The sequence below is a fragment of the Lactobacillus gasseri ATCC 33323 = JCM 1131 genome (assembly GCF_000014425.1).
Classification (GTDB): Bacteria; Bacillota; Bacilli; order Lactobacillales; family Lactobacillaceae; genus Lactobacillus; species Lactobacillus gasseri.
In genome coordinates this window covers 1,364,294-1,382,923 of record NC_008530.1, presented here as the reverse complement: position 1 = coordinate 1,382,923, position 18,630 = coordinate 1,364,294, and the positions used below count along the sequence as shown (strand labels likewise).

21 protein-coding genes are annotated in these 18,630 nt (G+C 34.7%); 17 read left to right on the top strand and 4 right to left on the bottom strand.

All coding sequences use genetic code 11. The features are described 5' to 3' along the window. Window positions 1-94 precede the first annotated feature (94 nt). The 6 genes from LGAS_RS06815 to LGAS_RS06790 all read left to right on the top strand — a co-directional run bounded on the left by LGAS_RS06815 (window position 95) and on the right by LGAS_RS06790 (window position 4,396). Window positions 95-2,194 (top strand): peptidoglycan D,D-transpeptidase FtsI family protein, encoded by a 2,100-nt coding sequence (locus tag LGAS_RS06815; protein WP_003646936.1) that lies wholly within the window; start codon window positions 95-97, stop codon window positions 2,192-2,194. A gap of 72 nt (window positions 2,195-2,266) precedes the next feature. Further along, window positions 2,267-2,416: a 50S ribosomal protein L33 gene (gene rpmG / locus LGAS_RS06810; RefSeq protein ID WP_003646937.1), complete on the top strand. Its 150-nt coding sequence runs from the start codon at window positions 2,267-2,269 to the stop codon at window positions 2,414-2,416. 52 nt (window positions 2,417-2,468) lie between these two features. Then, complete coding sequence (locus LGAS_RS06805; protein WP_003646938.1) at window positions 2,469-3,026, top strand: 5-formyltetrahydrofolate cyclo-ligase; 558 nt, start codon at window positions 2,469-2,471, stop codon at window positions 3,024-3,026. Window positions 3,027-3,041: 15 nt separating this feature from the next. Continuing rightward, the gene (locus LGAS_RS06800) at window positions 3,042-3,728 is read left to right on the top strand and encodes a rhomboid family intramembrane serine protease (protein ID WP_003646939.1); all 687 of its coding nucleotides are present in this window, start codon (window positions 3,042-3,044) and stop codon (window positions 3,726-3,728) included. Window positions 3,729-3,730: 2 nt separating this feature from the next. Then, window positions 3,731-3,961, top strand: a complete 231-nt coding sequence (locus LGAS_RS06795; protein WP_003646940.1) for a YqgQ family protein — start codon at window positions 3,731-3,733, stop codon at window positions 3,959-3,961. 36 nt (window positions 3,962-3,997) lie between these two features. Next, window positions 3,998-4,396: a rhodanese-like domain-containing protein gene (locus LGAS_RS06790; protein WP_003646941.1), complete on the top strand. Its 399-nt coding sequence runs from the start codon at window positions 3,998-4,000 to the stop codon at window positions 4,394-4,396. A gap of 45 nt (window positions 4,397-4,441) precedes the next feature. Here the strand turns inward: LGAS_RS06790 and LGAS_RS06785 are convergent, their stop codons facing one another. Continuing rightward, on the bottom strand, window positions 4,442-4,621 hold the full coding sequence (locus LGAS_RS06785; RefSeq protein WP_003652247.1) for a DUF3042 family protein: 180 nt from the start codon (window positions 4,619-4,621) through the stop codon (window positions 4,442-4,444). Window positions 4,622-4,764: 143 nt separating this feature from the next. Here LGAS_RS06785 and miaA point away from each other — a divergent pair, with 143 nt between their 5' ends. From miaA to LGAS_RS06765, 4 genes are all read left to right on the top strand, one after another. Next, a complete protein-coding gene (gene miaA, locus LGAS_RS06780) occupies window positions 4,765-5,685 on the top strand; it encodes a tRNA (adenosine(37)-N6)-dimethylallyltransferase MiaA (RefSeq protein ID WP_025012218.1) in 921 nt (306 codons plus the stop codon). A 204-nt stretch (window positions 5,686-5,889) separates the two neighbouring features. Next, window positions 5,890-7,227 (top strand): type I glutamate--ammonia ligase, encoded by a 1,338-nt coding sequence (gene glnA / locus LGAS_RS06775; RefSeq protein ID WP_003646944.1) that lies wholly within the window; start codon window positions 5,890-5,892, stop codon window positions 7,225-7,227. Between the two features lie 106 nt (window positions 7,228-7,333). Further along, window positions 7,334-8,503, top strand: a complete 1,170-nt coding sequence (locus tag LGAS_RS06770) for an MFS transporter (protein WP_003656709.1) — start codon at window positions 7,334-7,336, stop codon at window positions 8,501-8,503. Window positions 8,504-8,515: 12 nt separating this feature from the next. Then, window positions 8,516-9,328 carry a Cof-type HAD-IIB family hydrolase gene (locus tag LGAS_RS06765; protein ID WP_003646945.1) on the top strand — a complete coding sequence of 271 codons (813 nt, stop codon included), beginning with the start codon at window positions 8,516-8,518 and terminating at the stop codon, window positions 9,326-9,328. Between the two features lie 40 nt (window positions 9,329-9,368). Here the strand turns inward: LGAS_RS06765 and LGAS_RS06760 are convergent, their stop codons facing one another. Beyond that, on the bottom strand, window positions 9,369-9,665 hold the full coding sequence (locus LGAS_RS06760) for a hypothetical protein (RefSeq protein WP_003646946.1): 297 nt from the start codon (window positions 9,663-9,665) through the stop codon (window positions 9,369-9,371). A gap of 75 nt (window positions 9,666-9,740) precedes the next feature. Here LGAS_RS06760 and LGAS_RS06755 point away from each other — a divergent pair, with 75 nt between their 5' ends. From LGAS_RS06755 to LGAS_RS06740, 4 genes are all read left to right on the top strand, one after another. After that, entirely contained in the window at window positions 9,741-10,685 is a 945-nt protein-coding gene (locus tag LGAS_RS06755; RefSeq protein WP_003646947.1) for an alpha/beta hydrolase, read from the top strand. A 124-nt stretch (window positions 10,686-10,809) separates the two neighbouring features. Continuing rightward, the gene (locus LGAS_RS06750) at window positions 10,810-11,976 is read left to right on the top strand and encodes a thiolase family protein (RefSeq protein ID WP_003646948.1); all 1,167 of its coding nucleotides are present in this window, start codon (window positions 10,810-10,812) and stop codon (window positions 11,974-11,976) included. Continuing rightward, window positions 11,954-13,189 (top strand): hydroxymethylglutaryl-CoA reductase, degradative, encoded by a 1,236-nt coding sequence (locus tag LGAS_RS06745; RefSeq protein ID WP_025012217.1) that lies wholly within the window; start codon window positions 11,954-11,956, stop codon window positions 13,187-13,189. The genes LGAS_RS06750 and LGAS_RS06745 overlap by 23 nt, the downstream gene beginning before the upstream one ends. Continuing rightward, entirely contained in the window at window positions 13,190-14,353 is a 1,164-nt protein-coding gene (locus tag LGAS_RS06740) for a hydroxymethylglutaryl-CoA synthase (RefSeq protein ID WP_003646950.1), read from the top strand. 311 nt (window positions 14,354-14,664) lie between these two features. On the opposite strand, the gene rlmD is transcribed toward LGAS_RS06740, so the two are convergent. Continuing rightward, complete coding sequence (gene rlmD / locus LGAS_RS06735) at window positions 14,665-16,053, bottom strand: 23S rRNA (uracil(1939)-C(5))-methyltransferase RlmD (protein WP_003646951.1); 1,389 nt, start codon at window positions 16,051-16,053, stop codon at window positions 14,665-14,667. A gap of 130 nt (window positions 16,054-16,183) precedes the next feature. Here rlmD and recX point away from each other — a divergent pair, with 130 nt between their 5' ends. From recX to LGAS_RS06720, 3 genes are read left to right on the top strand one after another with little or no spacing between them, the layout of a single operon-like run. Continuing rightward, a complete protein-coding gene (recX, locus tag LGAS_RS06730; RefSeq protein WP_003646952.1) occupies window positions 16,184-16,999 on the top strand; it encodes a recombination regulator RecX in 816 nt (271 codons plus the stop codon). Between the two features lie 36 nt (window positions 17,000-17,035). Continuing rightward, complete coding sequence (locus LGAS_RS06725; RefSeq protein ID WP_003646953.1) at window positions 17,036-17,626, top strand: DUF402 domain-containing protein; 591 nt, start codon at window positions 17,036-17,038, stop codon at window positions 17,624-17,626. After that, window positions 17,598-18,095, top strand: coding sequence for a hypothetical protein (locus tag LGAS_RS06720; RefSeq protein WP_003646954.1), 498 nt, complete (start codon window positions 17,598-17,600; stop codon window positions 18,093-18,095). The genes LGAS_RS06725 and LGAS_RS06720 overlap by 29 nt, the downstream gene beginning before the upstream one ends. 3 nt (window positions 18,096-18,098) lie before the next feature. On the opposite strand, the gene LGAS_RS06715 is transcribed toward LGAS_RS06720, so the two are convergent. Further along, window positions 18,099-18,560: a hypothetical protein gene (locus LGAS_RS06715; protein ID WP_003646955.1), complete on the bottom strand. Its 462-nt coding sequence runs from the start codon at window positions 18,558-18,560 to the stop codon at window positions 18,099-18,101. Window positions 18,561-18,630 lie beyond the last annotated feature (70 nt).

Sequence of the window (18,630 nt, the reverse complement as noted above, 5' to 3'; positions counted from 1 at the left end):
AGAATATATAATTATTGCGATTTTCATTGATAGAAAAATAGAATTTAGATCCGTTTTTTGCTAAAATCAATTCTAGTTTAGTGAGGTTAGAATTTTGAATTATTTAAAACAAAGTAAAGGTTCGAATAGAAATTCCACTTCGACGCCCCTAAGAATGAAAATTATTTTGGGCGTCATTTTAGTTTTATTTTTATTATTAATTGGTCAATTAGCTTACTTGCAACTCTTTTATGGTGGTCGTTTTCAAGCAGAAGTACAACAAACCGACCAAAAAATTGTATCTAATAACGTACCACGTGGTGTGATGTATGACAGTAGCGGTAAGATTTTGGTAGGTAATAAAGCCAATAACGCAATTACTTATACCAAAAATTCTAGCATTACGTCTAGTCAAATATATAAAGTTTCTAATCGTTTAAGTCAATATATAACACTTGATGATGAAAAACCTACAAAAAGACAGCTATATGATTATTACTTAGCTAATAGTAAAATTTCAGAAAAGGAAACAGCAAAATTACCCAAATCTGAACGCTATGACAGTAACGGAGACGCACTAAGTTCAAGTCAAATATATAATAATGTCTTAAAGCGTGTAGAAAAACAGAATATTCATTTTACTAAGCGTCAAAAAACAGCCGCTTTAATTTTTAATAAGATTTCTGGTGCATATACACTTTCAACTATTTATATTAAAAACAAGGGCTTAACTGATCGTGAAATGGCGTTGGTTGGAGAACACTTGTCTGAATTACCTGGTGTAGGTATTGGAACAGACTGGTCAAGAAGCTATCCAAACGGAAAATCGATTAAGAGTATTATTGGTTCAGTTTCTTCAGAAAAAGCAGGTCTACCAAGCGATAACTTACAATACTATTTAACTCAAGGTTATTCACGTAACGACCGAGTTGGTACTAGTTACCTTGAAGAAAAGTATGAACCACTTTTGAAGGGTACAAAATCTAAGTCACAAGTAGTAACTAAGGCTAAAGATGGGGTTGAACAAACTAAGACTGTATATAAGGGCCAAAGCGGCGCAAGCCTAATTTTGACAATGAATGCCAAGTACCAGCAAGAAGTTGAAAAGACTCTGAAAAAAGTATATGCTTCTGCTCAAGCTGCTGGCGCTACTCAGTACTCTAACGGTGCATATGCTGTGGCAATGAACCCTAAAACTGGTGCGCTTTTAGCAATTGCAGGTATTGATCATAATGCGAAAACTGGTAAGAATACAGATGATGCGTTAGGTGTAATTAATAAATCATTTGTTATGGGATCTGCAATCAAGGGTGCTACTGTTGCAGGTGGATTAATGAATGGTATTATTTCGCCGACTAACAGTGTGATGCCTGATACGCCAATTTACTTACCAGGGTCACCAATTAAAAAATCTGTTTATCCAGTTGGTACGTTTAGTAGCTTAGATGCTCCAACGGCGCTTGAAGTATCAAGTAACATCTATATGATGCAGCTTGCTCTAAGATGGGTTAATGCAAAATATACACCACATAGCTTTATCTCTATGCCTTCAGATGCATTTACAAAGTTAAGACGTAACTTTGCAATGTTTGGTTTAGGACAGAAGACAGGAGTTGATCTTCCAGGTGAAGTATCTGGTATTCAAGGTCGCTCATATAATTCGGCGGGGCAACTACTTAGTGGTTCTGTGCTTGACTTAGCTTATGGAAACTATGATGCTTATACTCCAATTCAGTTAGTTCAATATGTTTCAACTATTGCTAATGGTGGATATCGTATGCGTCCATATTTAGTTCAATCGGTTGGTGAAACTAACGCTCAAGGAAACAAAGTTTCTATTCTCTATAACAATAAGCCACAGGTTCAAATGCGTATTCCTTGGACGCAAGATCAACTTGATGTTATTCATCAAGGATTTTATCGTGTTGTTCATGGTACTAACTCATGGGGAACAGCTCACTCATTGAAGGATGTTAAGCCTTCAATTTCCGGTAAGACTGGTACTGCTCAGACTTTCTATTATGATGAAGATAACCCGGGAAATCCTAAAGCTCCAGAAGTTATTAACGCTACTTTTGTTGGTTATGCACCATCAAAAGATCCTAAACTTGCAGTTGCAGTTGTTTTCCCAGGACTTGATCCTGATAAGGAAGGTAAGTACACTCTTGAAGTTGCTAAAGCAATGGTTCAAGACTACTTCAAGCTTAATAAATAGAAAAGTACTGGTAAAAGTATGCAAAACATGGTATAGTTTAACAGTTAACTAAATAAGTAGGTGGTGGAAAAGATGGCAGAACATATTATCCTTGAATGCACCGAATGTGGCGATAGAAGTTACTTATCTGAAAAGAATAAGCGTAAGCATCCGGAACGTTTAGCTTTAAAGAAGTATTGCCCAGTTGAAAGAAAGGTAACACTTCACCGCGAAACTAAGTAATCAAAGCAACAGGCAATTCCTGTTGTTTTTTTGTATCCAGAGATATTATTTAATGCATTTAATTAGTAAAAAAGAATTACGAAAATTACAAATAAAGAAATTAACTGAATTTGCGAATAGTAAGCAAAAATTATCAGAAGATAAAATCTTAAAGGAAAAGTTACTTAGAAGCTCGCTTTTAACTAAAGCAGAGTCTATCGGTATTTCTGTTTCAATGCCGATAGAAGTCAATACAGCGCCTATTATTGCTTCTTTATGGAAGATGGGGAAAAGAGTATATATCCCACGCTGCTTGCCAAAGAGGAAGATGGAATTTACACTTTATGATAAAAATACGATATTAGTTAAAACTAAGTTTGGTGTTTTAGAAAATCATGATTCAGAAGCTATTGTGAATAATAACTTAGATTTAATAATTGTTCCCGGTCTAGCTTACGGTTTAGATAGAAATAGTCGTCTTGGTTTTGGTGGTGGCTATTACGATCGCTTTTTAGAAAAGTATCCAACTCAAACGCTTAGCTTAGCCAATTCGGCCCAATTCTTTAAGCAAACTACATGGCGGGTTGAAGAACATGATATTCCGATTGAGAAGTTAATTTTAGTTAAATAAGAAAGAGGAGACGAGATGCAAAAATTAAAATTTGGTCGATTTTCTAGCACATTTATTACAAATACTATTTTAGTAGTGCTCTTTATTGTGTTTATCCTTGAAACAATAATGGGTGGATCGACTAATATTAATACTTTGCTTCGCTTAGGTGCAATGAATAATCAGCTTGTTACTGTTGAACATCAATGGTGGAGGCTGTTTACTGCTCAATTTTTACACATTGGGTGGCTACATATCGCTTCTAATGCTGTGATGATTTATTACGTTGGGCAATTTATGGAGCCTTTGTTAGGGCACTGGCGATTTTTAAGTGTCTATTTGCTGTCAGGAATTGGTGGCAATTTATTAAGTTATGCGTATGGCAGTGATTCTGTAGTTAGTGCTGGTGCTTCAACGGCGTTATTTGGACTTTTTGGAGTAGTTATCGCGCTTTATTTAGCTAACCGTGCAATTCCTGCAATTAATTATTTAGGAAAGCAGGCTTTAGCCTTAGCTATTATCAATTTGGCACTTGATTTATTTGCAAGTCATATTGATATTTTAGGTCATTTAGGTGGTTTAATATCTGGTTTTCTATTGGGAATAATTTTTGGTAGTGCACATTTAAGACAATATCATCATAAATTAAGAGTTATTGCAGCAGTTATTACAATTATTTATGTCGTATTTTGCTTACATCAGGGAATAGTGATTAATAATTAATAATGAAAAATTTACACGATGTTCAAAAACTTCTAAAAAAGTTTAATATCATTGTTTATGTTGGTAAACGTAAATGGGATATTGAATTAATGGGAATAGAATTAGATAATTTGTATCATGCTGGCGTAGTTTCTAAAAAAGAATACATGAATGCTAAGTTGATTTTAAGTCATGAGCATGAAATTGAAGAAGAAAAGGAAACTAGCACAAAAGATAGTAATAGATTATTATAGTACTATAGAAATTCTTATATTAGGAGTAAGTAATTAATGAATATTTTTGGGATCATCAATATTGTCTTAATCATCATCATTTTGGCTTTCGCTTTAAGTTGGCTTTGGACATGGATTCAATCCAAGCGTGTCGGTGGTGCATTAACTAATGAAGAGTTTGAAAAAGGTAAGAGAAAAGCACAAATCATTGATGTACGTGAAAAAGGCCCCTTTAAGAAAGAACATATTCTAGGAGCACGTAACATTCCTTATACGATGTTTAAATATCAATATCAAGAAATTCGCCCAGATTTACCAGTATATCTTTATTCTGATTCAAGTGCTCTAACTGTCAGAGCAGCACGCTTTTTGCAGAAAAAAGGCTATAAAAAAGTATATTGGTTAAAAGATGGCTTTGAAAAATGGGATGGCCAAACTAAGTCTTCTAAATACTAAAAGAGAGATCAACCTCTGTTATAGGGATTAATCTCTCTTTTTTATTTAACCTTGATGAGCTGAGTAACTCTTTCTGTTGGCTTTAATTCTGTTTTGTTCGATTCTATCAGCTTCTTTTTGTTCAGGTTCTACTATCTTTTTCTTATAAGTAGCAAGTCCTGCAGCAAGTGCGCCAACAGTTGCTAAAACGCCAGTTACGACACCAGCACCAAATTTCTTTGCCATGGTTAATGCCTCCCTAAAAAAATATTTTATCAACTCAAATTTTAGCAATAATTCTTATTTCGATAAAGCCTTTTGCTATATTAAGTCTGAAGAAATAGTCGTTTTTTGTTAGAATGGATACCAAGAAATAAGAGGAATTGTTTATGCAAAAAATTATTGTCCTGATTGGACCTACTGGAATTGGAAAAACTGAATTAGCATTGAAACTTGCTCCGAAAATTAATGCAGAAATCATTTCTGGAGATTCAATGCAGATTTATCAAGAAGTAAGTATCGGTACTGCTAAGCCGACGGCTGAAGAACTTAGACAAGTAAAACATTATTTGGTTAATCAGCGCTCTATTTTTGATGAATATTCTGTTAAAGATTTTGTTGCTGAAGGTAAAAAAGCTGTTAATCAAATTGCAGCTAAGGGATCTATTCCACTAGTCGTTGGCGGAACTGGTTTTTATATTAATGCCTTGGTAAACAAGCTTCAATTAGGTGAGCCTGGTGATTATCAAACAAGTGTGGATTCTAAGTGGGAAAAATATTTAAAAGACAATGGTGCAGAAAAATTATGGCAACTTCTTGATGAAAAGGATCCTGTTGCTGCTAAAAAAATAGCTCCACAAAATAGTCGTCGAACTCTTAGAGCATTAACTGTAATTAGTCGAACAGGTAAGTTATTTAGTCAGCAGCAAGCCCAAATTTCTCCTAGATACGATGCCTTGATTATTGGTTTAAATAGTAATCGAGAAGAAGTCTATCAGCGAATCAATAAACGTGTCGATAAAATGATGAATGCTGGCTTACTTAAAGAAGCAAAATTTGTTTATGACAACCGTGCTCGTGAGCATCAAGCAATTCAAGCGATCGGCTATAAAGAGTTTTTTCCATATTTCTCGGGTGAAAAAACGCTTGATGAATGTGTAAATAAACTAAAACAAGCATCACGAAAGTATGCTAAACGTCAGCTGACATATTTTAAGCATCAATTATCTGTTGTCTGGTTAGATCCTTTACAAGATAAAGAGGTGTCAGAGAGAGCTTTAAATGAAATAAAAAGTTTTTTAAATAAATAAAAAAGTTATGGTTATGATAGGATATTACTGGTATATTCATAACAAACAGTTTAAAATATATCTAAAAAAATATTAATACTGATTGACGAGACCAATCTAGTTTGTTATTGTTTTCAGTGTGCATTAGCACAAGTAGTTAATAGATTTTTAAGGACTATACCAATCGCTTGGAACAGGTGTAATCCTTTAGAATAGGTGTGTACAATGAGTAAAACTATTACTGCAGAAGATATTAAAAAGAGTGTTAAAGATAACGATGTTCGTTTCTTAAGATTAGCTTTTACTGATATTAATGGAACTTCTAAGGCTGTTGAAGTTCCAACTAGTCAATTAGATAAAGTTTTAACTAACGATATCCGTTTTGATGGCTCTTCAATTGATGGCTTTGTTCGTCTAGAAGAAAGTGACATGGTTTTATACCCTGACTTTTCAACTTGGGCAGTTTTGCCTTGGGGAGATGAAAAGGGAGGAAAGATTGGTCGTTTAGTATGTTCTGTTCATAAGACTAATGGTGAACCATTTGAAGGCGATCCAAGAAATAACTTGAAGCGTATCCTTAAAGAAATGAATGACATGGGCTTTACTGATTTTGATATTGGTTTTGAAGCAGAATTCCATTTATTTAAGTTAGGTGAAGATGGTAATTGGACTACTGAAGTTCCTGATCATGCTTCATACTTTGATATGACTTCTGATGATGAGGGTGCAAGATGCCGTCGTGATATTGTTGAAACATTAGAGAGCATTGGTTTTGAAGTTGAAGCAGCTCACCATGAAGTAGGAGACGGTCAACAAGAAATTGACTTCAGATTTGATGATGCCTTGACTACTGCTGACCGTGTTCAAACTTTCAAGATGGTTGTACGTGAAGTAGCAAGAAAGCATGGTTTATATGCCACATTTATGGCTAAGCCAGTAGAAGGTCAAGCAGGAAACGGAATGCACACTAACATGTCTTTGTTTAAGGACGGTAAGAATGTCTTCTATGATAAAGATGGTGAATTCCACTTATCAGATACTGCTCTTTACTTCTTAAACGGTATTTTGGAACATGCTCGCGCAATTACAGCAATTGGTAATCCAACTGTTAACTCATATAAGCGTCTTATTCCTGGCTTTGAAGCACCTGTTTATATTTCATGGGCTTCAAAGAACCGTTCGCCACTTGTTAGAATTCCGGATGCTGAAGAAATTAATACTCGTCTTGAAATGCGTTCAGCTGACCCAACAGCTAACCCATATCTTTTGCTAGCAGCATGCTTAAGTGCTGGTTTAAATGGTATTAAGGAAGCAAAGAAACCAATGGCACCTATTACTTCTAACGTCTTTGAAATGTCTGAAGAAGAAAGAGCTGAACGTGGTATTAAGCCACTTCCATCTACTTTGCATAATGCTGTTAAGGCATTTAAAGCTGATCCACTAATTCAAAAAGCTTTAGGTGAACATTTAACTCAAAGTTTTATTGATTCTAAGAATCTTGAATGGTCTAAATATAATCAATCAGTTTCTGATTGGGAAAGAGACCGTTACATGGGATATTAATTAACTAAAAAAGATAATTGAGCCAGTTGAGTAATTTCAACTGGCTTTTTTGATTGGATGAAAAATGTGATAAAGTTAAGAGGTATGTTAGAGAGGGGTTAAGCGATTGGAAAAGAAGCAATCGATTTATACTAAAGACGTTATTTTAGTTATGGCAGCGTCTTTCTTTTTTATGTTTTCAGTAATGTTTGTAACGCCGCTAATTAATGGCTATGCAATCAGTTTAGGTGCCAGTGCAGTATTTGCTGGCATTATAACCGGAATTATGAGTGTAGTGTCAATGTTTTTACGTCCAGTAGCTGGTAACTTAACTGATCGCTTTTCAAAGTATAGCTTATCGTTTATTGGCGGAGTATTAATTTTGATTGGGGTTGCAGGTTATTGCTTCTCACCTTCAGGTAATTGGTTGCTAATTTTTAGATTAATTAACGGTACTGGCTTTGTTTTAGCAACTGTTTGTATGACAACTTGGCTAGCATTTCTAGTTCCGCGTAGTCATGTTGGGGAAGCAATGGGCTTTTATGGTTTGATGAATGCTTTAGCGATGGCTCTTGCGCCTGCTTTAGCGATTAATCTATATAAAGTTATTGGTTATAAGTCTGCCCTTTGGCTTGCTGTAGTTGCTGCAATCTTAATGATTATTTCTATCCAATTTGTTGGAAACCATGCTAAGCCTAAGGTTAATAGTAGTAAGAAAAGAAAAATTAAGATTATTCAAAAAGATGCTATTCCTATTGCTTTGTTAACTACTTTCTTTGCAATTCCATATTTTATTACTCAAGCTGATATTGTCGTTTATGTTGAAAGACAACATTTTTCAATTGCGGTAGGTTATTTTTTTGTTATTTATGCAATTGCTTTACTCTTGATTAGAATTGGTTTGAAAAAATATTTCGATTTAATTCGCTTTGGATTTTGGTTTTGGCTAAGCCTAATAGCAATGATTTTATTTTTAATTATTGCTAGTTTTATGGTTAATAACTGGTTAATGGGCTTAGCTGCTATCATGCTTTCAATTGGTTATGGAGTTATTTATTCGGTTAATCAATCAACGGCTTTGATGTTAGCCCCAATTGAAGAACAAGGCTTAGCTAGTTCGACATTTTATCTTGGACTTGATATTGGAATGGCAACTGGTCCAATGATCGGAGGCGTGACCGCTCAAAATTTAGCTCCAGATTACTTTTATCCTGTCTTATTAGTGATTGTGCCAATAATTTTAATTATTTATTTTGTCTATCGTAAGAAATTGAATAGTGCCCTGAGCCGTCGTTAGTAAGGAGAAAAAATGAAAATTCCTTTTAAAGCTGTTGCTGTTGATATGGATGGAACTTTTTTGAATGATCAGAGAAGTTATGATCATCAATTATTTGATCAAGTTTTAACTAAACTCGAAAAACATGATATTAGGTTTATTGTAGCTAGTGGAAGACCATTTGCTCGTCTAAAAAATGATTTTCCAGAATTTATTGATCGAATGGATTTTGTAACTGCTAATGGTTCTAGATTAATTGTCGAAGGAAAAGAAGTTGCTGTTGAAGGATTAAGTAAACAACAAGCTATCGATTTAATTAATTTTGTCCATGATAAATATGGCAGTATGGCAACAATGGCTTACGGTAGAAAAAAAGCCTATATTGGAACTGAAGCGCCTGCAAAGGATAAAGAGTTTTTGCAATATTTTGCTAAAAAAAGTACTGAAATCAGTGACTGGCAGGATTTACCCGATGACGTTTTTATTGAGTTAACTTTTCACTATGATAGTAAAATTGCAAAAACTATTGAGCGAGATTTTAATGAGCAATATGGAAATCTTGTCACTACGTTTGCTTCTAATCCAGTAGCCATAGATGCAGTTAAATATGGAATTAATAAGGCTACTGGATTAAAAAATCTGCTTGCTCGTTTTAATTTGACCAGTGAAGATTTGATTGCTTTTGGTGATAGTGGTAATGATATTGCAATGCTTGATTTTGCTAAGTATAGTTATGCGATGGAAAATGGCATGGAAATTGCGAAAGAACATGCCAGATATCTTGCTCCTAGCAATAACGATAATGGTGTATTGCAGGTCTTAAATAAATATCTGGATAAAAATTAAAAGAATGAGGTCATGGTGGCCTCATTCTTTTTTCATAGCCTTATAGTGTATATGCTTGTCCCTTTTCTAAATTAATTTGCACACCAAAAACTTTGGCTTTTTTATTTGAATTATTTAAATAAACATATACGGGAATATGAGCAGACTTCAATTTACCGAGCAGTTGCATGATTTGGGCAATTGTTTTGGCCTTTTTTCCGGTAAATAATAAACATTGATCGCCTTCGACTTGAATTTTACTGATAGGGTATGAGGGACCAGATTTACTGGTTTGATAAAAAAACTCCAAGCTTGGATGAAGATCAGAAATTATAGTTAAAAGATCATCTAGATACATAATATTTCACCAACTCTTGATTTCTATATTTACTAGAGATAATATAGATTATATTTTTGAAACAGAGGTCTCCCAATGAAGATAAAAAGTAAGAAAATAAAAATTATTATTATCTCTATTTTAGCAGTTTGTAGTATTTTTATAATTGCAGGTCTATATTTTTATCAGGTTGCTGTTGTTCCAGGTCATAAGTCGTTTATTAATAATGATACAAAGTTAGTAAAGACTGATCCGCTTTACAAGGAGAAAAAATGGTATCAAAATGCTCATAAACAAAAATGGGTAATGAAATCAGCTGATGATAATTTAAAGCTAGATGCAAATTATATTCCGGTAGCAAATTCTAAAAAGACGGTAATTATTTTACATGGCTTTATGAATAATAAAGACACAATGGGATCTTATGCAGCCATGTTTCATAAGCTGGGCTATAATACTTTGTTACCTGATGCTCGTGGGCATGGACAAAGTGAAGGAAACTATATTGGATATGGCTGGCGTGAAAAAGTAGACATTAAAAAATGGGCTAAAGAAGTTATTCAAAAAAATGGCTCTGACAGTAAAATCGTCATCTTCGGTGTCAGTATGGGAGGAGCAACAACCATGATGGCAAGTGGACTGGCAATGCCCAAACAAGTCAAAGCCTATATTGAAGATTGTGGTTATACTAATGTTAAAGACGAGGTTGAACATGAAGCGGTGGACTTGTACCATTTACCAGCCTTTCCACGTTTTCCATTAGTCGAAGTGTTAAGCGGAATTACTAGACTGAGAGCTGGATACTTTTTAGGGGATGGTAGTAGTATCAAACAAGTTGCAAAAAATAGGCGACCAATATTCTTTATTCATGGAGAAAAAGATACCTTTGTTCCAACCCAAATGGTATATAAGAATTACCAAGCAGCTAAAGGTAAAAAAGAACTATGGGTTGTACCAGGTGCTAAACATGCAAAATCATTTGCAACCAGGCCTGCTCAGTATCAGAAAAAAGTCAAAGATTTTTTAAATAGATATTTGTAGAAGATTGCTAAGATTGATTAGCAGTCTTTTTTTAGAATTAATTAAAAATATAGCGCTTTTTGTTTCTGCTTAGATTTGTGAGCTATCATAGGTATTGTAATAATTTTTACTAAGAGGTGGAAGCGTGTTACAAGATGTTTATATTGTGGGAATGAATCGAATTCCTTTTGGCAAATATCGCGGATTTTATAAGGATGAAAATGCTGTCGATTTGGGTGTCTTAGCACTGAAAGGCTTATTGAAAAAGAATATTGTAGCGCAAGATAAAATCGATAATATCTTAATTGGAAATGTTTTAAGTGCTGGTTTAGGCCAAAATGTTGCACGTCAAATTGCTTTAAAATCAGGATTACCTGAATCTGTTGTTGCTACAAGTGTTGATGATGTTTGTGGGTCTAGTTTAAAAGCTTTACGGTTGGCACAAGGGCAAATGTTACTTGGTGATTCTGAAATTGCTGTCGTTGGTGGAGCTGAAAGTATGACAAATGCTCCTCTTTTACTTAATAAGAGTAATAAGCATGATGAAAATCCAGTATATCGAGATAGTTTAATGATAGATGGAATTGGGGATGCCTATTCTGAAAAACCAATGGGAATTACTGCTGAAAACGTTGCTGATAAATACCAAGTTACTCGTCAAGATATGGACGAATTTGCTCGTGATTCTCATGCTAAGGCTTATGCTGCTCAAGAGAATAATTGGTTTGAAGAGGAGTATACCCCTGTTAAGTTAAACGAGAAAGTTCTTGACCATGATGAGACAATTCGACCAGATACTAGTTTAGATGCTTTGGGACAACTCAAACCTGTATTTAAAGAAAATGGCCGTGTTACAGCCGGAAACTCATCCCCATTAACTGACGGAGCAAGCATGGTACTTCTTGCCAACCAACAAAAGTTAGATGATTTGGACTTAACGCCATTAGCTTATTTAGGTGCTTATGCGGAAATTGGCTGTGATCCTGCTTATATGGGGTATGCACCATATTTTGCAATTGAAAAATTGCTAAAAGAAACCAACAGTACAATTGATGATTATGATTTAGTCGAAATTAATGAAGCATTTGCGGCGCAAGCTTATGCAGTAGCTCGTGATTTGGACATTCCAAAAGAAAAACTAAATATTGCTGGCGGGGCAATCAGTTTAGGCCATCCGTTAGGTGCGACAGGTACGCGTTTAGTAATAAGTGCAGTAAATAGTTTGCGTAAGATCAATGGTCGAAGAGCAATTGTTTCTTTATGTATTGGTGGCGGTCAAGGAATTGCATATGAAACCAGAAGAATTATCTAAAAAGAAATTTTATCAGTGGTTGCCGGAAGAGAGAAGAAACTTTCTTGAGGAAAAAGGGATCGAATTAAGCAACATAGATTCTGATACTTTAACAAGATTGAATACACTTAGTGAAAATGTAATTGGTCAAATTCGCCTTCCTTTGGGAATTTTACCGAAGTTAATTGTTAATGAAAAAAGTTACTGTGTACCAATGGCAGTGGAAGAGCCATCAGTTGTTGCAGCAGCTAATCATGCAAGTAAAATTTTTAATCAAAATGGTGGAGTAGAAGCAGTTAGCATTAGAAATGGTATCTACGGACAAATCGTTTTAGAAGTGGCTCAGAATTTTGATTTGGTTGAATTTACTAAAGAATTTCCGAAGTTAATTGACCTAGCTAACCGAAAATTTGCTAGCTTGGTTAAGCATGGTGGCGGTGTCCGAAAAATTGAAGCTTCTAGAAAAGATAATTTAGTTTTTCTTAAGGTATTAGTTGATCCCGCAGAAGCAATGGGAGCAAATAAAACGAATGCCATTTTAGAATTTTTAGGAAATAGGTTAGAGAAACAGACAAATGTTGAACAAACTATGTATGCGATTTTGTCTAATTATCCGACCCAATTAACTACAGCTAAAGTAAGTTTGGAGGTCAATAGCGTTGGCGGACCAAAAGTAGCTAAAAAAATAGCTTTACTTAGTGAAATTGGTCAAATGGATATTTATCGAGCTGTAACGAACAATAAAGGAATAATGAATGGTGTTGATAGTGTCTTAGTAGCAACAGGTAATGATTACCGAGGAGTAGAAGCAGCAACTGCTGTATGGGCAAATAAAGGTGGTAGCTATACTTCACTTAGTAAGTGGAAAATCAAAAATAATAGACTAATTGGAACAGTAACGATTCCTTTAGCAATTGGCGTAGTGGGTGGCTCCATTAAGGCTCGTAAAGATATTCAGCAGAGTTTTAGTTTACTAGGTAAGGTGTCTGCTAAGCAGCTGGCTGAGATTATTGCTGCAACTGGTTTAGCCAATAATTTTTCAGCATTGTTAGCAATTTCTACTAAGGGAATTCAGGCTGGGCATATGAAATTACAGGCAAGAAACTTAGTAGCTACTTTGAGGGCTAATGAAGGTGAAAAAGCAAAAGTTTTAGAAAAGCTACAAGAAAGTAGACAATACACTCAAGAAGCCGCCGTAAGATTTTTAAATGAAATAAGAAAGGAAAAGAATTAAATGAAGGTTGGAATTGATCAAATCGGATATTTTACTCCAAATAAGTATGTAGACATGGTAGATTTGGCTCATGCACGAAACCAAGATCCAAATAAATTTTTAATTGGAATTGGTCAAAAAAAGATGAGCGTGGCTGATCCAACTCAAGATGCAGTTTCAATGGGAATTAATGCAACACTACGGTATATAGATAAAATTGACCAATCAAAGGTAGGTCTTTTAATTTTTGGTACTGAAAGCAGTGTTGACCAATCTAAATCAGGTTCTTTATTTGTAAAATCAGCTTTAAAACTTGATCCAGCTGTTAGGGCTTTTGAAGTTAAAGAAGCTTGCTTTGGGTTAACAGCAGGATTAATGATTGCTCAAGACTTTGTACGACTTCATCCTGATCAAACTGCAATTGTTATCGGTAGTGATATTGCTCGCTATGGGATCAATACGGCTGGTGAAGTTACTCAAGGAGCAGGAAGTGTTAGTTTATTAGTTTCTAGCAATCCAAGAATTCTAGAGCTTAATGAAGGTCATAGCGCCTATAGTGAAGATATTAATGATTTTTGGCGCCCCAACTATTCAAAAACTGCTAAAGTTGATGGAAAATATTCAACTCAAGTTTATTTGGACTTTTTTAAACATACTTTTTCTGATTATAAGAGACAAAAAGGACTTGAGACAAAAGACTTTGCTGCTATTGCATATCATTTGCCTTTTACTAAGATGGGGTTGAAGGCTAATCGTTTAGCTATTGAGGGAGTAGATGAAGAAACAAATGCTCGTTTAATGGATAGTTTTACTGCGTCTAAAGAATTAAATGCCAATGTCGGTAATATTTATACTGGATCCTTATACTTAAGTTTACTTAGTTTACTTGAGAATGGTGGCTTAAAGGCTGGCGATTTAATTGGATTATTTTCTTATGGCTCAGGGGCTATGGCCGAATTTTATTCAGCAAATGTGGTTGAAGGATATGAGAATGAGCTTGATAAGGCGGCTGACGAGGCACTATTAGATAAAAGAAGAAAGTTAAGTGTTCCTGAATATGAGAAAATCTTTTCAGCAAGTTTAGTAGATCCTCAAAATAATGTTGAACTTACTAGCGATGAAAAAAAAGGCAGATACTATTTTGCTGGAATTTGTGACGATATTCGTCAATATAGAGTTAAATAGCTTGTATTCGCTTACATAGTTGCTATAATAAGATATGTGGAGAGGTAGAATAATATTGTAAAAAGTTTTTATCTCCAGATTGTAGTGTTTTAAAGACAAGATTCTCTTAGTAAGATCAAATAGTCGTTATTCAATACAGATGCAAACAAGTGATGTTGATCAAGTCATAATATTGAACCCAGATACTGATGTTATGGCGCTAGATAGTATTTACCTCATCCACTTGAAAAAAGGTTGTAGACCAGGCAGTCTACAACCTTTTTTATAAGCAAAAAAAGCAGTCAGTCGGACTGCTAAAAATTAGATTAATATTATTTTACATATTTATTTTTCCTTAAAACTAATTTTGTAACGCCTTCCCAGCGCGGAGTTTGAGGCATCATATCAACTGGTTGAATAACGCGAACGTCATAAGCTTCACTTAAAAGAACTAAATCTTTTGCAAGTGTAGCTGGGTTACAAGAAACGTAAACGAAGGTTTCAGGTTTTACTTCAAGGAGAGTCTTAATTAACTTTTTGCTTAATCCTGTTCGTGGAGGATCGACGATTAAAGCATCAATTGGGACACCTTGATTTTTCAATTCAGGAAGTAATTTTTCAACATTTCCTTGAATATATTCTGCATTTCTCACATGATTCAAGTGACAGTTCTCTTGGGCATCAATTACAGCTTCAGGAATAGATTCAATTCCAATGACTTGTCGAACTTGATCACTAGCTAGGATTCCTAGAGTACCAACACCAGCATAAGCATCAATTAAAGTTTGATCTGGAGTTAAATCTAAGTATTTAAGTGCTTCTGAATAGAGTGTGCTAGTTTGTTCTGGATTTAACTGGAAAAATGCACGGGGTGAGAGTTTAAATTTCTTACCTAACATTTCTTCGATAATATGTGATTTTCCAAGTAATTTAATTGTTTTGTTGCCCCAAACTTGAGGGTTTTGCCATTGAGTTTCGTTTTGAAAGACAGAAACTACATTGGGAAGTTTCATAATTTGGCTAGCTAATAACTTAAGGTCTCTAATTTTTTTGCCAATTGTAATTAAAGTTACTTGGATTTCCCCAGTAGCTTGGCTTTGACGAACTACAATGGTTTTAATACCATCATTATGACGTCTAAAGTCAGCAATCCGAATATGAAGTTTATCAATTAGCTTTTTAATTTCACGCTCTGTTTTTTGCGTTTCTTTTGTTTGGGTTGGCATCTCAGGAAGATCAATTAAACGACGTGAGTTAGGAGCATACAGGCCGAGTTTACTCTTTCCTTTATTAAATTCAATTTGGTATTGAGCTTTATTGCGATAGTGCCAGTCATTTGGTGCCGGAATAGTTTTTTTAACTTTGTATTTAATGTAGTCTCTTGGATGATATTTTCTGAGAGATTCTAGAATTAGATGTTGCTTAAACTCAAGTTGTTTTGGATAAGAAAGATGGGCAAGCTCTAAGCCGCCAACTGCAGGATCGACTCCCTTCGGAAAAGCCACTCTATCTGGGGACTTTTCCTTAATTCGAACTAACTCACCCTCTAAATAATGTGGGTGCCTATCAATGATCTTTGCAACAACAACCTCACCTGGAAGAGCACCAGGAATAAAAATAATTTTCTTTTTATAGTACCCGATCCCTTCACCATTAATACCTAGCCGTTTAATAGTGATGATAATATCTTTTTCTGATTTATTTTTAGTAAATTTTGTCAAAATAAGGCCCTCATTTCGATTGATTCATGAAAAAAGTGTCACAATAAGCATAAGCGTTATGTTCAAGTGATACAAGTATTTAATTTATTATAATATAGAAAAGAAACCAAAAAATGAAGAAGGTGCGATAATGCCAATTATAACTAAGATAAGTACGCAGAAGCGTAAGGGACGCTATAACATTTTTATAGACAATGAGTATGCTTTTAGCGTAAGTGAAAGAACTCTAGCTGAGAGGAGACTTCTAAAGGGAACCGAGTTAAGCAATGAAGACATTGAAGAAATTAAAAAGGCTGAAGCAGATAGTCATGCTATTCAGCTAGCGATGTCTTATTTAAGCTATCAACCACGTAGTGTGTATGAAGTTTTAGAGTATTTAAATAAACACGAAATTAGTCAGGATGCTAGTCAAGCTGCCGTTCAGAATTTGATTGAGTTGAATTATTTAAATGATAATAATTTCGCTCGTTTGTTTATTAAAAATAATCTTCGAGTTGGAAAAGATGGACCAAGAACTGTTGATAGAAAATTAAAGCAAAAAGGTCTTGCAGCTGATATTATTCAAGAAGCACTTTATGAGATTGAAGATGAAGAATGGGTCGATGCAGGGCTTCGCGTAGTACATTCGCTTATTCATCAAGCGGGTAAACTTTCATATAAGGAGATTAAGCAAAAGGCGTGGACTAAACTGAGAGCTCATGGATTTGATCAAGAGCTAAGTGAACTAGTTCTTGAAAAATTAGATTTAGAGAAGGATGAAGATGAACAAATAGAAGCTTTAAAAAAGCAAGGAAGCAAGGCTTGGCGTCGCTACCGCAAAGACGAAGATTTTAAAAGAAAGCAGAAAGTTAAAAGATACTTGTTTCAACACGGCTTTTCAAGTGGTGAAATTGATAGTTTCTTAAATGGTGAAATAGTAGATTTAGAAGAAATAGATGAATATTAATTTGCTGGTATAATGTTTAGTGAGGAGGCGCACATTATGGAAATGCCTCGTGAAGGCGATTATATCGCAATACAAAGTTATAAGCATAATGGCACGTTACATCGAAATTGGCGTGACACTATGGTGGTTAAAACAGAGCAGAATATTATTATCGGCGTTAATGATCGAACTTTGATTACAGAAGAAGACGGTAGAAAATGGATTAGCCGTGAACCAGCAATTGTTTATTTTCATCGTAAACTTTGGTTTAATGTGATTGCAATGCTCAGACCTGATGGAGTCGCATATTATGCTAATTTAGCCAGTCCTTTTATATTAGATCGAGAAGCGCTGAAATATATTGACTATGATTTAGATATTAAGGTGTTTCCTGATGGGGAGACTAGATTACTAGATGCGGACGAGTATGCAATGAACAAAAAACGCTGGCATTACAGCGAAGAGATTGATAGTATTTTGCGTAGTGCTAGTTTTGAATTGTTAGATTGGATTGATCAAAAGAAGGGTCCATTTGCCAAAAAATTCGCGCAAATTTGGTATGAAAGATATAACCAATTACGCCCTGATTTAGATCGTAGTTTTTTTAAGGGGAGAGAAAATGAAGAAAGAAAAATACTCGGCACATAATTTTATTGGTAAGGTTTTTATGCCAAACCAAATTGATGAAAATAAAACTTATACAGCAGCTATTCAAGAAATGGAAAATGATCCAATTTTTCAAAAGTTTATTGAAGATAATGGCTATGAGAATGAGCGTGCCAGTTTGGTGGTATTTGGACCGGAGAACTTTATGTTTTGGTATGGTGTTTTAGCTGATGATAAACAAATGCCTGTTGCTGGATTAAATAAATTTGAACTGCCTACTTCAGAAATTGCGGAAATTGATACTCCTAATAGTAATTTAGCTTTCTTTAGTCAACCTTTAAATTTTGTAATTCCAACTTTTTTAGATAAATTATCAAAAGATGGTATTACAATGTATGAAAATCTGGGAGACAGTGAAAAACCGTATGTTTTAGCGAAGTTGAACTTAGAAACAAAAGAACTGGCACAGATTTTATATCTGGATGCCAGTTCTGAAGATAATGCTAAATAATAATTACTTCTGTTTGGGGTCAATAGATAGGTTGTCATATTCGATATAAGCACCAATACATGTTGAAATCAGCATGATTAATAAGACAATGCCAACCGAGTTTCCAATAATGAAGGATAATGAGAAGCATCTTCTCACGAGATCCATCGCAAGCCAGCAAAGCACGAAATCAACTAAGCAGTTACCAACTAAGAAAAGTTTACGTCTGCGAATACTGTAAAAACGTAGAATTTGTTTAAAGAAGTTATCTGGTACTTTAGCAGAGACTAAATCAAGTGGTCTCTGAATGGTTGCCTTAATAGCAAACATGATAATTGTTCCAACCAAGGCGCCAATAAAGCTTCGAAAAAGATCGCTAGAGTGTCTAACTAAAGCATTGTAGCAGATGCCGATTAAAGTTAAACTGCAAAGATACGGAATTAATAATAAGAATGTAAATACCAAGTAGATATTTTGTTTTTTCATCTATAAGACCCCATTTCTTGTTCCTTATTTTATCATAGATTACCATATGATATAATTACCGATAATTATG

What these genes read in the sequence shown, in the direction of transcription:
- LGAS_RS06795 (WP_003646940.1), top strand. Translation starts at nt 3,731, where the DNA reads ATGAAAAATTTACACGATGTTCAAAAACTTCTAAAAAAGTTTAATATC.
- LGAS_RS06790 (WP_003646941.1), top strand. Translation starts at nt 3,998, where the DNA reads ATGAATATTTTTGGGATCATCAATATTGTCTTAATCATCATCATTTTG.
- recX (WP_003646952.1), top strand. Translation starts at nt 16,184, where the DNA reads ATGCCAATTATAACTAAGATAAGTACGCAGAAGCGTAAGGGACGCTAT.
- LGAS_RS06720 (WP_003646954.1), top strand. Translation starts at nt 17,598, where the DNA reads ATGAAGAAAGAAAAATACTCGGCACATAATTTTATTGGTAAGGTTTTT.
- glnA (WP_003646944.1), top strand. Translation starts at nt 5,890, where the DNA reads ATGAGTAAAACTATTACTGCAGAAGATATTAAAAAGAGTGTTAAAGAT.
- LGAS_RS06800 (WP_003646939.1), top strand. Translation starts at nt 3,042, where the DNA reads ATGCAAAAATTAAAATTTGGTCGATTTTCTAGCACATTTATTACAAAT.
- LGAS_RS06740 (WP_003646950.1), top strand. Translation starts at nt 13,190, where the DNA reads ATGAAGGTTGGAATTGATCAAATCGGATATTTTACTCCAAATAAGTAT.
- LGAS_RS06805 (WP_003646938.1), top strand. Translation starts at nt 2,469, where the DNA reads ATGCATTTAATTAGTAAAAAAGAATTACGAAAATTACAAATAAAGAAA.
- LGAS_RS06765 (WP_003646945.1), top strand. Translation starts at nt 8,516, where the DNA reads ATGAAAATTCCTTTTAAAGCTGTTGCTGTTGATATGGATGGAACTTTT.
- LGAS_RS06745 (WP_025012217.1), top strand. Translation starts at nt 11,954, where the DNA reads ATGAAACCAGAAGAATTATCTAAAAAGAAATTTTATCAGTGGTTGCCG.
- LGAS_RS06715 (WP_003646955.1), bottom strand. Translation starts at nt 18,560, where the DNA reads ATGAAAAAACAAAATATCTACTTGGTATTTACATTCTTATTATTAATT.
- LGAS_RS06760 (WP_003646946.1), bottom strand. Translation starts at nt 9,665, where the DNA reads ATGTATCTAGATGATCTTTTAACTATAATTTCTGATCTTCATCCAAGC.
- LGAS_RS06755 (WP_003646947.1), top strand. Translation starts at nt 9,741, where the DNA reads ATGAAGATAAAAAGTAAGAAAATAAAAATTATTATTATCTCTATTTTA.
- miaA (WP_025012218.1), top strand. Translation starts at nt 4,765, where the DNA reads ATGCAAAAAATTATTGTCCTGATTGGACCTACTGGAATTGGAAAAACT.
- rpmG (WP_003646937.1), top strand. Translation starts at nt 2,267, where the DNA reads ATGGCAGAACATATTATCCTTGAATGCACCGAATGTGGCGATAGAAGT.
- LGAS_RS06785 (WP_003652247.1), bottom strand. Translation starts at nt 4,621, where the DNA reads ATGGCAAAGAAATTTGGTGCTGGTGTCGTAACTGGCGTTTTAGCAACT.
- LGAS_RS06725 (WP_003646953.1), top strand. Translation starts at nt 17,036, where the DNA reads ATGGAAATGCCTCGTGAAGGCGATTATATCGCAATACAAAGTTATAAG.